The organism is Gehongia tenuis (genome assembly GCF_014384795.1).
In the GTDB taxonomy this organism is placed as follows: Bacteria; Bacillota; Clostridia; order Christensenellales; family NSJ-53; genus Gehongia; species Gehongia tenuis.
Window position 1 is genome coordinate 571,307 of record NZ_JACRSR010000001.1, and the last position, 15,430, is coordinate 586,736.

Consider the following 15,430-nt stretch of genomic DNA (forward strand, 5'->3'; position numbering starts at 1 on the left):
ATGAAAATCCGTTGTTTTTCTTGCGTTGAAGTGCCCCGGACTGGTAAGATGGAAATAACATGGGGGGTTTTATGCGCCGCACCGGGCGCCGGGCCGAAGAAGCACGACCGATAGCCTTGCAAGGGGAGGAAGCCTTGAATCAGGCCAATTTGCTGAAAATTTTGGATGGACTTCCGGATACGGCGCTGTACGTGATCCGCAGGGACAGCCATGAGCTGCTCTATTTCAACCAGCAGGTGCGAAATGTGGCGCCGGGCATTGCCCTTGGCATGGCCTGTCACGATGTGTGGCCGCAGATGTGCGGCCACTGCCCCTTCAGCGGCCTTCTGGATGGAAAGCCCTACACCGAGACCATGTCGAACCATCCCTTCGGGCCCATGGTGGACGTGACGGCCTCCGAGGTGTTCTGGGACGAGATTCCCGCCTACCTATTGTCCATCGTGCCCCACCGGCAGACGGACGCGGAGAAGAAACGGGAGCTTGAACGGGAACAGATGTCGGCGGCGGCGGGCCGGGTGTACGAGCGCATCGCCTCCGTCAATCTGACCGGGGACACCTATGATCTCATGGCGGACCGGACGGGCACAAAGCGGATGGGGGAAGCCGGCCGCTTCAGCGAACTGGTCCGGGAGGAAGCGGCACGGGTCCATGCCAGTGAGCGCCGGGCCTTTCAGGCTGTCTTCTCGCCGGACAATCTTTTGAAGCGCTTTGAGGCGGGGGACAGGGAGGTCTATTTCGAATGCCACCACGCCTGGCACGGCGAATATCACTGGATCGGCACCCGGGCGCTGCCCATCGACAATCCCTTCGGGGAGGACCGGATGGCGGTGATACTGGCCGAGAACATCGACGATGAGAAGCGCACGGAGGAGCAGCTCAAGCATTCCTTCAAGGCCGCCTGCGAGCTGGCCGGCGGGCTCACCGGCAAATATCTGGTGGAGGAGGACCGGGTGTCGCTGCTGGAGGCAAACCAGCGGTACTATGAATTTTTCGGGATCACAAGGGAGCAGGGAGAGGAAAACGCCTTCGCCTGTCTGGATAAGCAAAGCAGCGACCTGATGACAAAGCACATCCTTGACCTCGTAAAAAACAGGTCCATGATTAATCTGGAATTTCCCTATGTCAAGGATGGCCGGCAGATCTTTCTCCGGGCTCAGGCCTCCTGCATCGGGGAGCAGGAGGGGCGGCCCGTCTATTTCGGGTCGGTGGTGGACGTCACCCGGCGCGTTGAGCGGGAGCGGGAGCTGCAGGCCACCTATGACGATCTGCCCGGCTCCATTTTGAAGATGGCCATTGACGGCGCCTTCACCTATGTCTCCGCCAACGAAACCTGTTTTTCCATGACCGGACGGAGGGAAGAGGATTTTGCGGAGGGCATCCTTCGGCTCATCCATGAGGAGGACCGGACCATGGTGGAGCAGCTGATCCGCAGCCAGGCCGCCCAGAATCTTCCCATCGTCTGCGAGTTCAGAATGATCCGGGGGGACGGCGCCGTCATCTGGCTGCACGTGGAGGGCAAGCGCATCGGCGCGTTCAAGGGTTATCCCCTCTATCTGACGGTGGCCGTGGATATCACCCGGCGCAAGGATATGGAGCGCGCCCTGGCCGAGGAGCAGATGCGCTACCGGCTGGCCGCCGAGACCTCCAACGATATTTTGTTCGAGTATCTGGTGAAGGAGGACCTGCTGCGCATCTATCAAAGCGGTGAGGCGGAGCATCCACCAAGGAGCCTGGAGCGTTTTGTGGAGACGCTGGAGGACGAGGGCAGGATTCATCCCGACGACAGGGATGAGATTCTTGCCGCCCTGAGCGGAGCTAAGCCGAACTTTGACCTCCGCGTGCGAAGCGCGGAGGGCTACGCCTGGTATGGCTGCCGGACCACCACGCTCATGGATGGGGGCCGGCCCCTTCGCATCATCGGCACCCTGCGCAACATTGACCGGGTGAAGAAAGCGGAGGCGAACCGCCAGCAGTGGGAGAAGATCAGCAGCTTTGCCATCAGCAAGGATTACGCGCTTCTGGCTACAGTGGATGTGCGCAGCGGCCGCTACACCATGCGCTATACGTCCAGCGGGGGCCTGCAGGATCCAAGCCGCGCCCAGGGCGCCTATGACGCCCAGATCCGGAGGCTCATCGAGCGTCACATGGCGCCGGAGGACCGGGCGGATGCGCGGGAAAGGATGGCCCTTTCCCGGATCATCTTCTGGCTGCAGGATGGGGCGGCGGAGCACAGCCTTTATTACCGCTGCCGGCTGGGGGACGCCTGGCGGTGGCTGTGCATCTCCTTCGCCTATCTGGATGAGGGACAGGACACGCTGCTCATGGGCGTAAGGGATATCGAGCACGCCAGGAACGCCCGGCTCAAAGAGGAGCTGCTGGACCAAAGCCTGAAGCACGCCATTAGCACCATCTACGAGGAAATCTTCTACGCCAATTTGAACACCGGCGCCGTGGAATTTGTCAAGCAAAGGGAGGCCCTCACCCATCATATCCACCGGGACGACCGGCAGGAATATGAACGGGTATTCGGGGCGGAAAATGTGCTTCGCGCTCTGGCCGAAAAGGGCATGTCCCTGTCCCATGAATTCCGGAGGCTGGGCCATGACGGGCTCTACCATTGGGTGGACATGACGCTGATGCGGGCGGAAAACGACCTCAATGGAGACGGCCGCATCGTGGGCTTCGTGAGCAGCATTGACGAGCGCAGGCGGGCCCAGAGCATGCGGGAGGATTTCTTCTCCACCATCGCCACCCTCTTTGAGGAATGCTCCATCGTCAACCTGGAGGAGGACAGCTATGTGCTGCAAAAGGTTAAGGATACGCAGAATGTGATCGAGGAGGAGGGCCGCTTCAGCAGCAGCAATGAGGCCTACTGCAGGGTCATGATCCATTCCGAGGACCGGGCGGAATTCCGCAAATACTTCTCCTACGGTGGGCTAAGGCGTCAGATCGCCATGGGCAGAACCAGGATCTCCAAGGAGCTGCGCCGCCTGACCTCCAAGGGGGTCTACCACTGGGTGGAGATGGTGGCCATTGTCACCCAGCCCGCGGAGGGCGAGGCACAGAAGGTCATCTGCACCTTCCGGGATATTGAGGAAATCAAGCGGATCCGGGAAGAGCAGCACAGCTTCGGGCTGCGATTTGGAGTCACCGTCCGGGATCTTTACGTGCGCATCTTTGAATCCAACGTGGACCGGGATGAGTGCTTCAGCTTCAAGGAGGAGAACGGCGCGCTGATGCGCAGCCCGCAGCCCTTCCCTCTGGGCGCCTATGTGGAGCAGATCAGCGCCCTGGTATGCCCGGAGTTCCGCGGGGAATATCTCGCGCTGTTCAGGCCGGAGAACGTGCGGAAGGCTTACGACGCAGGGAAGCGCAGTCTCTATTTTGAGCACCAGCGTTTCGAGGAGGATGGCAGCCGGCGCTGGTATGCCACCCGCATCCAGTTTCTTGCCGCGGACGAGGAAGGCCTCAAAGTGATGATGTACCTGCAGGATGTTGACGAGATCCGCCGGGAAAAGGAGGAGCAGGAGAACGCCTTACGGGATGCCCTGGCCGCCGCCGAACAGGCGAACCGGGCCAAGTCCGAATTTCTCTCCCGCATGAGCCACGATATCCGAACGCCCATGAACGGCATTTTGGGGATGGCGGCCATCGCCTCCACGGAAGATAACCCGCCCCGCACAAAAGCGTGTCTGGGCAAGATCGAGATGTCCGGCAAATATCTGCTCCATCTGGTGAACGATATCCTGGATATGTCCAAGATCGAGAGCGGCAAGGTGGTTCTCACGGAGGAAACCATCAGCCTTTCGGAATTTCTGGACCGGATCGAATCGCTGGTGGCGCCACAGGCCCAGCAAAAGGGACAGAGCTTTCATATTGAGCTTGGCGCCGGCCTGGCCGAGGCCTACCGGGGTGACGGGCTTCGGCTCAACCAGGTGCTGATGAATCTTCTGGGCAATGCGGTCAAGTACACGCCGGAGGGCGGACACATTGTTCTTCGGGTGCACAGGCAGGATCCGGGAAGACCCGAGGAAACGCTGGCCTTCGAGGTGGAGGACGACGGCGTGGGCATGGCCGCGGAATTCATGGAGCGGATGTATGAGCCCTTCGAGCAGGCCCAGGACGAACGGGCGGGCCTTCAGGAGGGAACCGGTCTTGGGCTTTCCATCACCCGCAATCTGGTGCGGCTGATGAACGGCGGGCTGGAGGTGGAAAGCGAGCCGGGGAAGGGCACGCGCTTTACGGTGCTGGTGCCTCTAAAGCCCGCGGAGCAGGGTCCTATGGAAAACCAAGCAGCCCCGGCGGAACCCAGCTGGCAGGACTTTTGCGGCAAGCGGGTGCTGATGGTGGAGGACAACGAACTCAACATGGAGATCGCCAAAACCATCCTGGAGATGAAGGGCTTTGGGGTGGATACGGCGGCGAACGGCCGGGAAGGCGTGGACCGCTTTGCCGCTTCAAAGCCGGGCCTCTACTTCGCCATCCTTATGGATATCCGTATGCCGGTCATGGACGGCCTGGCGGCGTCGAGGGCCATTCGCGCCCTGGACCGGCCGGACGCCGCCTCGGTGCCCATCGTGGCCATGAGCGCCAACGCTTTTCATGAGGAGATTGCGGACGCCAAGCGGGAGGGCATCGACGACGATCTGACCAAGCCCATCGCGATACCCATGAACTCTTTGCCAAGCTGGACCGGTTTGTTCATGAGATCAGGAAGTGAGGACGGCATGAAACTTTTTAAGAATTGGGATTGGGAGACGCGCAGTTACAACCATCTTTTCCGCTCGGTTCTTTGCGGCATCGTGCAATATCGTTTGGATTCATCGGGCGAGGTGGTCTTTAAAAACGCCAATCCCGAGGCCATCCGCATCTTTGGCTATGAGCCCGACGAATTTTGGGCCAAGAAGGATTGGCGGCTGCCGGAGCTCATCGACGAGGCGGACCGGGAGCGGGTGCTAAAGGGCGCAAGAACGCTGCAGAAGGTGGGCCAGAAGCAGGGCTACGAGTACCGGCTGCGGCAAAAGGACGGTTCGTCCCTTTGGATCATTGGCAGCGCGGAGCTTATCCGGGACCTGGACGGTGAAGTGGTCGTGCAAAGCGTGTTTCTTGATATCGACAACAGCAAGAAGGCGGAGATGCAGAATCAGCGGCTCACCAAGCAGGTGGAGGCGGGTAACGAGCTTCTCAAGATGGCTCTCGAACACACCGATAACTATGAGTTTTATTATTATCCCGAGGAACGGCGGGTGATCATTCCCGAGCGGACCACGGCCCGCTTTCACTGTAAGTCGTGCTACGAGGACATGCCCCAAAGCTTTGCCGAGGATTTCGTGGCGGAGGCCTGCTGGTCCGCCTTTACGGCCATGTATGACGCCATCCATCGGGGAGAGAGGACGGCTACGGCGGAATTCTCCTCCAAAAATACCGGCGCCTGGTGCCGGGTGACCCTGTCCAGCGTGGGTTATGGTGAAAAGGGCGAGCCGGTATTTGTGGTGGGGATCGTGGAGGATATCACCAAGGAAAAGAAGATGGCGGCGGCGCTGGAGGCCGCCCATACCCGCGACCCGCTGACCGGCCTGTACAACAAGGAGCCCGGCGTTGCCATGGTTCGGCAGCACATGCTGCAAAAGCCCGTCGAGGAGCCCTGCGTGCTCATGCTGCTGGATATGGACAATTTCAAGGCGGTGAACACGGCGGAGGGATCGGTATTCGCCGATGCCATTTTGCAGGATGTAGCGGACATCCTTTGTGCGGAGAGCGGGCCGGAGGATTATCAGATTCGGCTGGGCGGCGACGAGTTCATGCTCTTTCTCAAAAACTGCGACCGGCCCCAGGCCGTTGAGCTGGGACCCCGAATCGCGGAGCGGGTGAAGAGCCTCTACGGCGGACGGGAGCCCCATCTGTCGGTGAGCATCGGCATGTGCGCAACATCGGTGGTGAACGAATACAATGGCCTCTACCGCTGTGCGGAGAGCACTCTCATGTATGTCAAGGAACATGGCAAGGGCGGCGCGGCCTGTTACCTGGATACCTCCAACGAGGCGGGCGCCGATCTCACCCGCATCTACTACGATGAGGGCCATGTCTTCAACGATATCGACAACAAGGGCTCCTTCGGCGCGGAAAACATGATGGATTTTGCGCTCGAGGTGCTGGGCCGGGGCAAGAAGCTGGACGACGCCATCTTTTTGGTGCTGGCCCGAATGGGTACGCGTCTCAAGCTGGACCGGGTGTCCATTGTGGAGTTTGACCGGGATTATCTCAGCTTCCGCTATGCCTACCAGTGGAGCCGAAGCCGCACCGATTTGCAGATGGGCCAGGAGTTTTACATCGACCGGGAGCTCTATGAACGGTTGCCCCATCTTTACGGCGAGGAAGGCATCTACGAGCGGGCTTTTAATCGGAAGTCGGCCATGGCTTCCTGCCTGCAGGCCGCCTTCTGGAACCAGGGCATGTATGCGGGCGCGCTGGGCTTTGAGATCGGGGACCCGGACTACGTTTGGACCGATGAGGAGCGTAAACTGCTCAAGGAGATGACCAAGCTGATCTCCTCGTTCATCATGAAGGCCAAGGCCGATGCGGTCAGCCGGGCCAAGACCGACTTCCTCTCCCGTATGTCCCATGAGATCCGAACGCCAATGAACGCCATCTCGGGCATGACCATCATCGCCAAAAGTTTGGTGGACGACCGAGAAAAAGTGCTGGACTGCCTGGACAAGATCGAGGCCTCCAACGCCTACCTGCTCACCCTCATCAATGATATTCTGGACATGTCCAGGATCGAAAGCGGCAAGGTGGAGCTGAACCCACGGGCTGTGGATCTGGCGGCGGAGCTGAGGCGGCTTCACGCCATGCTGCTGCCCCAGGCGGAGCAGAAGGGAATTGAGTTTACGGTGGAAAACCATCTGGAGGCGAGGCCGCTCATGCTGGATGCCCTCCGGCTGAACCAGGTGCTCATCAACGTGGTGGGCAACGCCATCAAGTTCACCGAGAGGGGCAGTGTCAAGGTGCGGGTGGAACCGGTGGGGCACAGGGCCTCGGGCCCCCTTGTGCGCTTTTCAGTGGAGGACACCGGCGTGGGCATCCTGAAGGAAAACCAAAGCCGCATCTTCAACGCCTTCGAGCAGGGACGGCGGGAGGTGGTGGAAAAGTATGGCGGAACCGGCCTCGGGCTTTCCATCTCCAGCCGCCTGGTGCAGATGATGGGCGGCACGCTGGAGGTGGAAAGCGAGGCGGGCGGGGGCTCGAAATTCAGCTTCACCCTGGCGCTGCCCTACGGCGAAGGGGAGACCGAACTGGAAATGCCAAAGGCGATGAAACCTATGGACTTCACCGGCAAAAGGCTGCTGCTGGTGGAGGACAACGCTCTCAATCGGGATATCGCCAAAACCATCCTCGAGATGCAGGGGTTCGTTGTGGAGACGGCGAGGGACGGCCAAGAGGGTGTGGATGCCTACGCGGCCCATGAGCCCGGCTATTATGCGTGCATTTTGATGGATATTCGCATGCCGGTGATGGACGGACTGGAGGCGACCCGCCGAATCCGCACCCTGGGCCGGGAGGATTCAAGGACCGTGCCCATCATCGCCATGACCGCCAACGCCTTCGATGAGGACAGCCATAAATCCATGGAAAGCGGCATGAACGGGCATCTCACCAAGCCCGTGGTGATCGAGGAGCTCTTCGGGCTTCTGGGCCAGTGCCTGGCCTGAAAAGAGCAGCAAAAAAGCGGCGTTTCGCCGCTTTTTATTTTTATGAGTTGTTTTCCGGCATCATGCGGGTGGCCTTTCGGAGCAGGATGTAACCCGCAATGAACATCACGGGAAGCAGGGCCACGCCCGCCTTCGAGGTGTCAAAGATCTGAGTGGAGATCCCCACCAACAGGGTGCCAAGGAAGGCCGCGCCCTTGCCGAAGATGTCGTAAAATCCAAAGTATTCGCTGGATTTTTCCTTGGGGATGATCCGGGCGAAATAGGATCGGGACAGCGCCTGAATGGCGCCCTGGAACACGGCCACGCATACGGCGAGGAACCAAAACTCCCAGGCCTTATCGAGCTGCAGGGCAAACAGGGTGATGCCCACATAGCCCAGGATGCAGATGCCGATGAGTTTTTCCGGCTTTACTTTCTTGGAAAAGCGTGAGAAAAGAAGAACGCAGGGGAAGGCCACCACCTGGGTGAGCAGCAGGGCGAGGAGCAGATGGGTGTCGCTGATGCCCACGTCCTTGCCATAGGAGGTGGCAAGGTCGATGATGGTATAGACGCCGTCGATGTAGAAGAAGAAGGCGATTAGGAACATGGCGATGTGCTTTTCCTTGCGGATATCCCGGAGAGTTCGGCCGATCCGCTGGAAGCTTTTTTTCACGATGTGCTGGTTTTCCGCGACAAAATACTTCTGCCGGTAATTTTTGAGCAGCGGAAGGGTGGCGGCGATCCACCAGATGCCGTTCAGCACGAAGGCGGAAGCGGTGGCCCCGTAGGTGCCAAGGCCCGTGGAATCGGCGGTGAGAATGAGAAGCAGGCTGATCGTAAAGGGAATGCAGCTGCCAAGATAACCCCAGGCGTAGCCGTGGGAGGAGACCTGGTCCATACGCTCATTGGCGGTCACGTCGGGCAGCATGGAATCGTAGAAGATGAGACTGCCGGAGAAGCCGATCTTGGCCAGAATGAAGATGATAAGAAAGGCCAGCCAGCCCACCGGCAGCGCGAGGGCCGCCAAGCCCAGGGCCCCGATGAGAAGAAAGACGGTGAACACCGGCTTTCGAAAACCCTTGGTGTCGGCGACGGCCCCGAGGATGGGACCCAGCACCGCCACGATCAGCGTGCAGATGGAGGCGGCGTAGCTCCAGTAGGCGGTGGAATCGGCGGCGGAAATTCCCGCGGCGCTGGCGGTGTTTTTGAAATAGATGGGGATCACGGTGGATACCAGCATGGTGAAGGCGGAGTTGCCCACATCATAAAGGACCCATTGCTTTTCAAGCTTAGTCAGTTTATCCATGGCTTTGCCTCCCCGTTTTTTCTTTCATCATACAATCTTCCGCACCCCATTGTACAGGGGTCAAATCAAAGAATTTGGGTCACTCGGGTTAAAATCGTGTAAATTTTGCATATCCCAAAAGATAGACCGGACAAACACCCGGCCGGATAGCCATTCATACAATGGTAATGGACCCCGAGAATACCATGAATGGAGGCTTTACCATGGAATACAATCAGCACTATGCCTGTCCGCTGGGCTACCCCGCTTCTCAGGTGGGCTATGCGTCCGCTACCTTTCAGCAGGCGGGCCAGACCTATGGACCGGAACAGGCGCTGGCGGCGGGAACGCTGTATCCCGAGCTTGACCTGCCCTACGGCGTCTACCAAAATTACCGTGCGGGGAGTGAACCAGTATGAATAAAGAGGAATGCTTGCGGCAACTGAGTGCCTATGCTTTTCAGGTTGTGGAATGGGGCCTTTATCTGGACACCCATCCCACCGATACCAACGCGAAGAATCAGTACAACTGGGCGATCTACCAGGAGAACTGCCTCAGGAACTACTACACCACCAACTTCGGACCGTTGGAAATCCGGGACAACGACGCCATGGGCCAGGAATGGGCCTGGATCGAGAACCCCTGGCCCTGGGATCCGGAATTCGTTTCGACCAGCAATGTAGGGAGGTAGAAGTATGTGGAACTATGAAAAACGCTTGGAATTTCCCATCAGCATCAAAGTCCCCAACGCCAAGATGGCGAAGTATATCATCAGTCAGTACGGCGGCCCGGACGGCGAACTTGCCGCGTCCCTTCGCTATCTGACCCAGAAATTCGCCATGCCCGACGCTCAGGTCAAGGGTCTTTTGAATGACATTGGTACCGAAGAGCCGGCGCCATGTTCAGTGCAGTGAGAGCCGCGGCGTGAGCCGGAGGGTGAAGCGGGTCCCATCCTTCCAGCGGCCGCCCTCCTCCCGGGCGTATTCAATGCGGGAGAACAGGGCGAGAAGAAGGGCGCGGCGAAGGTGCGGCGGCAGTTTTTCATAGAGCGCCCGAAGCCGGGCGAAGTCGTAGACCTCCGGCGAGGGGGGAGGGGGGAGCGCGGCGAAGGCCTCCTCGAGCGTCCTTCTGCGTTCACCGTAAGCGGCAAGATCGTAGACGCCCGCTTCCATGAGTTCCGGCAGCCGGGCAATTTGGCCGGCGAGGGTGCGGCGGCGCCCGGCATAGGGATCGTGGCCTGAGAGGCTGAGGTGAAGATCAAAATAGCATAGGGCGGCGGCGTCCAGGATGCGCCGCTCCACCAGATCGTGGGCGCAGCTCACCGTAGGACAGCCCGGCGTCCTGCACAGGAGGGAATCCCGGCCGGTGCGCTGTGACTTGCGGGTCATGGGCCGGCCGCAGACGGCGCATAGGACGAGCCCGGAAAGGGGGGATTCGCTGCGGCTGGAACGATGCCGGATGCGGGCCTCCGCCAGCGCCCAAAGCCCGCCATCCACCAGGGGCGGATGCCGTCCGGGGAAGAGGAGGGGCGTGCGCCGGGGCCGGGCGCCCTGCTGCCGGGGCCGGGCCTGCCAGCGGATAAACCCGGCGTAGACGGGATTACGGACGATCCCCTGGACCGAGGAGGCGCTCCAAGGCCCTCCCGAGGGGGCGGGGTAGGCGAGAAGGCTCAGCCTTTCGGCCACGGCGGCCAGGGTCTCGCCGCTGGCGTACAGCGAGAAAAGAGCGCGCACCGCCTCCGCCTCCCGCTCCACCGGCTCCAGGGTGTAGCCCTTTTCTCCGGCAAGTTTGACCCGGCGGTATCCATAAGGGGCCACGCTGCCCACGTATTTGCCCTCGCTCACCGAGGAAAGCCGGCCACGCTGCAGCCGGCGGTTGATGGTCTTGTATTCCCGGCGGCTCATGAAAAGACCAAATTCGAAGTATTCTTCATCAAATTCGTTGGCGGGATCATAAGTTTTTAAAGGGGTGAGGATGGCGGTGCCGGAGGTTTTGAAAGCCCGGGCCACCAGCCCCTGATCGATGGTATCGCCCCGGGCGAGGCGCTCAATCTCCATGACGAGAACGCCCTCCCACAGGCCGGCCTCCACCTCCCGGAGCAGTTTTTGCATGACGGGACGGCTGGCGAGCGTCTCGCCGGAGACGATTTCCCGGTCCACCCGGGCCACGGTGATATGAAGGCGCTTGGCCAATTCCCATAGAGCGTTTTCGTGGCGGGCCAGGGTTTCGCCCTCGCCGCGGGCCTCCGCCTCCCGGTCCGCCCGGGATTTCCGAAGATACATGCAGTATGCCATGACGGCCTCCCTTCCCCATAGCTTATGATGGAAGGCGCCGCCGCCATGCGGAAAGGAGAAGGTATGAAGCGCTGTCAGCTGGAAGGCACAACTCTCGAGATCGAAGCAGGGGGCGGGGAGCGGGCGGATATTCTGGTGCCCGTGATCCGGGAATGCGAGGCGTGGCTCCATTTTGTGCAGCCTGCACAATGCCCAAAGGATGCTGTGAGCCCAAAAAAAGATGCGCAATCGGAAGAAGTCTGCTATAATAAATAAAAATTGAGACGGGGTTTACAAGGGCGTAAACATAACGTGGTTATGTTTGCGCCCTTTTTGAATGGGAAAAGGAGGATTGATCATGAGAACGGACGGGACGGGCGCGATTCAGTTTCAGCCGGATACGGAATTTCGGCGTTTTTGTGCGGTCAGCGAGGCCGTGGCCGAGGCGGCCGGGAGAGGCCTTCGGGAGATGCTGCAAAGCCTGGAGGACGGGGTGGGCCGTCCGGTGGCCGTGGCCGGGGAAAGCTGGCAGATCCTCGCCTGCTCCAAGGCCGCACCCTGGCGCGAGGGGGAGACGGCCTTTCGGGCCCAGGACGGGGAGAAGGTGCGCGGAGCTATGGAGCGGGCGCGGCACTGCCGGTTCAAAATCGGAAGCTTCACCAAGCTGTGCATCTGGAGGGCGGCAAAGGGCGGCAGGGTCTTGGGCTATCTCGTGCTGGAGGAGAATCTGCGGCCGCTGGACGAATGGGAGCAGCAGGTGATCGATCGCGCTCTGCCCCTCATCGCCCTCGAGCTGATGGACCGCGAGGAAATGGATACCCGAAGCGGCGACGAATTCTTGGAAAGGCTGATTGCGGGCGAGGAGGACACGCCCTATCTATGTACGCTTCACGGCTTCGACGACACGAAGAAACACATCTGCATCGTGGCCAGATCCCTTGGCTCCGGGGAGGAGGGGTCAAGGGGGCACGCGGCCCGGGGCCTGGCCCGGTCGATGGCCCTTGCCGCGGGGGACAGGGGCGTCTTTTTGGGCACGCGGGATGATCTTGCGGCCATGTTCGTGTATTTTCCGGCGGACGTCCCGGACCCGGAAGTGCTGGCGGAGGGCCGGGGGATCCTGGCCGGCGCCCTGGAGCGGATGCGGCGGCACGGGCAGAAGGCCCAGCTTGGCATGAGCAGTCCAAACGGCAGCATGGCCGAGGTGCGGCAGTGCTTTCTGCAGGCGGCCGCATCGGTGGAGCTGGGCCGCCGCATCTTCCAGGCGGACAGCTATGTCTACGAGGATCAGTACCTCTATCACATCCTTTACGAGAGCATGTCCCGGGAGAAGCTGCGGGCACTCTACGAAAGGACGGTGAAGCCTTTGGTGGACTATGACCGGCAGGCGGGGACCGAATTTGTGAAGACGCTGCTGCTGTTCCTCAAGATGGGCCAGAACGCCAGCCGCACGGCCCAAAAGCTTTATATCCACCGCAACACCTTTTTGTACCGCATCAAAAAGATTAAGGAGATTTTGGGCAGCGATCTTTCCGGCTCCGATTCAGCGCTTATGATTCAGCTGGGTTTTCGGGCTGCGGTGCTCCTTGGGGAGTACAAGGGCCAGCGGGAGCTGTTGGAATAGGACTTGCCTCGGCCGGAGTTTCGGACTATAGTTAAGAAAGAAGGTGAAATGCCGATAAGGAGTGATTTGGATGAAGATTGTAGGCTTGGAGCCGCTTGGAGTTTCGCAGCAGAAACTGAAGGAATGCATCGCAACCTATCTTCCCGCCACGGCGGAGATTGAGCTGCATGACCGCCGGCCGAAGGACGAGGACGAAGCGGTGAGCTGGGCCAAAGACGCCGATGTAATCATTGTGGCCAATATGCCCCTTCGCAGGAACGTTTTGGAGAAGTGCCCCAAGGTGAGGATGATCTCGGTGGCCTTCACGGGCGTGGATCATGTGGATGTCATGTACTGCCACGAGCGGGGCATGGTGGTCAGCAACTGCGCCGGCTATTCCACCCAGGCGGTGGCGGAGCTGGTGATCGGCATGGTGATCGCCCTTTACCGCAAGCTGGATGCGTGCGGGAAGGCGGTGCGAAGCGGCGGCACCAGCGCGGGCCTCAAGGGCCGGGAGCTTCGGGGCAAGATATTTGGGATCATCGGGACCGGCGCCATCGGGCTGCGCACGGCGGAGCTGGCCCGGGCCTTTGGCTGCACGATCCTCGCCTTCAGCCGCACGCAGCGGGACATCGAGGGCGTGCAGTATGTGAGCCTTGAGACCCTGCTGAAGGAAAGCGATATTGTCTCGGTGCATGTGCCCGCCACGGCGGAGACGAGGGGCATGCTGGACGGGGAGAAGCTGAGGCTGATGAAGCCTTCCGCCGTTCTTATCAACTGCGCCCGGGGCCCCATTGTGGACGCCGGGGACCTTCAGGCGTGCCTCAAAGAGGGTGTGATCGCCGGTGCGGGCATCGACGTGTACGATATCGAACCACCCATCCCGAAGGACAACCCCCTATTGACCGCGCCCAACGTGGTGCTGGCGCCCCATATTGGTTTCTTGACGGAGGAGGCGCTGGAGGAGCGGTGCGACCTTTGCTTCAACAATGTGACCTGCTGGCTGAACGACGCGCCGGTCAATCTGGTATAGGACCATGAAAATTGCTGTGGATCGGGTCCGGGAGGGCTTGGAGGATCTGGCCCGCTTTGGCGGAACGCCCGGTGAGGGTGTGAGCCGGCTGGTCTTTTCGCCCGCGGACCTCTTGGGCCGGGCGTACGTCAAGGAGCGCATGAAGGGCGCGGGGCTTAACGTGAGCGAGGACGCCATCGGCAACATATTCGGCACGCTGCCCGGCACTGAACCGGAGCTGGCGCCGGTTTGGACCGGCTCCCATATCGATACCGTGCTTCGGGGCGGCCGCTTTGACGGCATGGCGGGCACCATCGGCGCCATCGAGGCGCTGAGGGCCATCGGTGAAGCGGGCGCGCCCCACCGGCGCACCCTGACGGCGGTGGCTTACACCGGCGAGGAGCCCTCGGTTTTCGGCATCGGGTGCCTGGGCAGCCGGGCCATGGCCGGGGTGCTGGACCTTGAGACGGCGAAGGCGGTGAAGAACGAGGCGGGGAAGAGCCTCTACGATACCCTGGCGGAGCTGGGCTACGATGTGGACCGTCTTGACGCGGTCCGCCGGAAGCCCGGCGATGTGTATGCCGCCATCGAGATGCACATCGAGCAGGGCCCGAAGCTTGAAAGGAGCGGCTGCCGCCTCGGCGTGGTCACCGATATCTCAGCGCCCGCCTACTTCAACGTGTGGGTGGAGGGCCTGCAGTCCCATGCCGGAGGCACATCCATGGCGGACCGGCGGGACGCCTTCGCAGCCACGGCGGAGATCAGCATGGTCTTGGAGCGGCTGGTGAAGGAGGCGAAAAGCGTCTATGCCACCGGTACCATCGGCAGGGTGGACGTGACCCCGAACGCCCTCAACGTGATCCCCGGCCGGGTTCATTTCACCATTGATATCCGAAACACCAGCGACGGCTCCACCGGCGAGATTCTGGCCGCGCTCTCGGAGGAGATGAAGCGCATCGAGCGGGAGCGGGGGGTCAAAGTGCGCATGCAGACCATCAACCGGGATCTTCCCGTCCACTGCGAGGATGGGATGCAGGACCTTCTTGCCGGGATCTGCGAAAGGCGGGGCATCCCCTTTAAGCGGCTGATCAGCGGCGCCTTCCACGATTCCATGTTTGTGGGCGCCTTCGCGCCGATATCCATGCTTTTTCTGCCCAGCAGGGACGGCGTCAGCCACTGCCCCGAGGAATGGACGAGCTACGAGGACGTGGCTTTGGGCGCGGAGGTGCTGGCAGAGGCCCTTCTGGTTAAGGCCAACGAATAGCCCTTAAATTGGCGCCGACGAATTGGCTCATTTGGAAATGATCGGCACCATGGTCCGTCAGCTCACCCGCAACCTCACGCCGGAGGAGCTGGAGGCCCAGGGCCTTGCCCCCTACTATATCGACCGCGGTTCGGATGTGTATGCGGCCAACGCCCAGGGCGCGCCTTTCACGGCGGCCTATTTTGCGGCCAAGGGCGACCCGCTGGCCAATATCCTGGAGGATATGGCGGCGGATGGTGCAACTGTGCAAGAACAACATTGACTGTATAAAAGATGTTCATGACAATCTGGCATACTGGCTGCCA

General features: G+C 60.7%; 10 protein-coding genes and 1 pseudogene. 9 read left to right on the forward strand and 2 right to left on the reverse strand.

The window, feature by feature from the left end:
* Positions 1-134: 134 nt before the first annotated feature.
* Positions 135-7,712 carry an ATP-binding protein gene (locus H8696_RS02905; RefSeq protein ID WP_249314772.1) on the forward strand — a complete coding sequence of 2,526 codons (7,578 nt, stop codon included), beginning with the start codon at positions 135-137 and terminating at the stop codon, positions 7,710-7,712.
* Positions 7,713-7,752: 40 nt separating this feature from the next.
* Here H8696_RS02905 and H8696_RS02910 read toward each other — a convergent pair whose 3' ends face one another.
* Positions 7,753-8,997 carry an MFS transporter gene (locus H8696_RS02910; protein WP_249314775.1) on the reverse strand — a complete coding sequence of 415 codons (1,245 nt, stop codon included), beginning with the start codon at positions 8,995-8,997 and terminating at the stop codon, positions 7,753-7,755.
* 203 nt (positions 8,998-9,200) lie between these two features.
* On the opposite strand from H8696_RS02910, the gene H8696_RS02915 reads away from it, so the two are divergent.
* From H8696_RS02915 to H8696_RS02925, 3 genes and pseudogenes are all read left to right on the forward strand, one after another.
* On the forward strand, positions 9,201-9,395 hold the full coding sequence (locus H8696_RS02915; protein WP_249314777.1) for a spore coat associated protein CotJA: 195 nt from the start codon (positions 9,201-9,203) through the stop codon (positions 9,393-9,395).
* A 14-nt stretch (positions 9,396-9,409) separates the two neighbouring features.
* Entirely contained in the window at positions 9,410-9,667 is a 258-nt protein-coding gene (locus H8696_RS02920; RefSeq protein WP_249314779.1) for a spore coat protein CotJB, read from the forward strand.
* Positions 9,668-9,671: 4 nt separating this feature from the next.
* Positions 9,672-9,872 (forward strand): annotated as a pseudogene (locus H8696_RS02925) (manganese catalase family protein); the annotation flags it as partial.
* A 6-nt stretch (positions 9,873-9,878) separates the two neighbouring features.
* Here H8696_RS02925 and H8696_RS02930 read toward each other — a convergent pair.
* On the reverse strand, positions 9,879-11,270 hold the full coding sequence (locus H8696_RS02930; protein WP_249314781.1) for a recombinase family protein: 1,392 nt from the start codon (positions 11,268-11,270) through the stop codon (positions 9,879-9,881).
* Positions 11,271-11,333: 63 nt separating this feature from the next.
* Between H8696_RS02930 and H8696_RS02935 the strand changes: the two genes are divergently transcribed.
* The 5 genes from H8696_RS02935 (at position 11,334) to H8696_RS02955 (ending at position 15,387) form a co-directional block, all read left to right on the forward strand.
* The gene (locus H8696_RS02935; protein ID WP_249314783.1) at positions 11,334-11,525 is read left to right on the forward strand and encodes a hypothetical protein; all 192 of its coding nucleotides are present in this window, start codon (positions 11,334-11,336) and stop codon (positions 11,523-11,525) included.
* A gap of 82 nt (positions 11,526-11,607) precedes the next feature.
* Positions 11,608-12,870 (forward strand): PucR family transcriptional regulator, encoded by a 1,263-nt coding sequence (locus H8696_RS02940; protein WP_249314785.1) that lies wholly within the window; start codon positions 11,608-11,610, stop codon positions 12,868-12,870.
* Between the two features lie 70 nt (positions 12,871-12,940).
* Complete coding sequence (locus H8696_RS02945) at positions 12,941-13,882, forward strand: NAD(P)-dependent oxidoreductase (protein ID WP_249314790.1); 942 nt, start codon at positions 12,941-12,943, stop codon at positions 13,880-13,882.
* Positions 13,883-13,886: 4 nt separating this feature from the next.
* On the forward strand, positions 13,887-15,125 hold the full coding sequence (locus H8696_RS02950; protein ID WP_249314793.1) for a M20 family metallo-hydrolase: 1,239 nt from the start codon (positions 13,887-13,889) through the stop codon (positions 15,123-15,125).
* 7 nt (positions 15,126-15,132) lie between these two features.
* Positions 15,133-15,387, forward strand: coding sequence for a manganese catalase family protein (locus H8696_RS02955; RefSeq protein ID WP_330605367.1), 255 nt, complete (start codon positions 15,133-15,135; stop codon positions 15,385-15,387).
* The last annotated feature ends 43 nt before the right edge of the window (positions 15,388-15,430 follow it).

Coding starts and splice junctions, on each gene's coding strand:
- H8696_RS02910 (WP_249314775.1), bottom strand. CDS start 8,997: ATGGATAAACTGACTAAGCTTGAAAAGCAATGGGTCCTTTATGATGTG.
- H8696_RS02915 (WP_249314777.1), top strand. CDS start 9,201: ATGGAATACAATCAGCACTATGCCTGTCCGCTGGGCTACCCCGCTTCT.
- H8696_RS02930 (WP_249314781.1), bottom strand. CDS start 11,270: ATGGCATACTGCATGTATCTTCGGAAATCCCGGGCGGACCGGGAGGCG.
- H8696_RS02935 (WP_249314783.1), top strand. CDS start 11,334: ATGAAGCGCTGTCAGCTGGAAGGCACAACTCTCGAGATCGAAGCAGGG.
- H8696_RS02940 (WP_249314785.1), top strand. CDS start 11,608: ATGAGAACGGACGGGACGGGCGCGATTCAGTTTCAGCCGGATACGGAA.
- H8696_RS02945 (WP_249314790.1), top strand. CDS start 12,941: ATGAAGATTGTAGGCTTGGAGCCGCTTGGAGTTTCGCAGCAGAAACTG.
- H8696_RS02950 (WP_249314793.1), top strand. CDS start 13,887: ATGAAAATTGCTGTGGATCGGGTCCGGGAGGGCTTGGAGGATCTGGCC.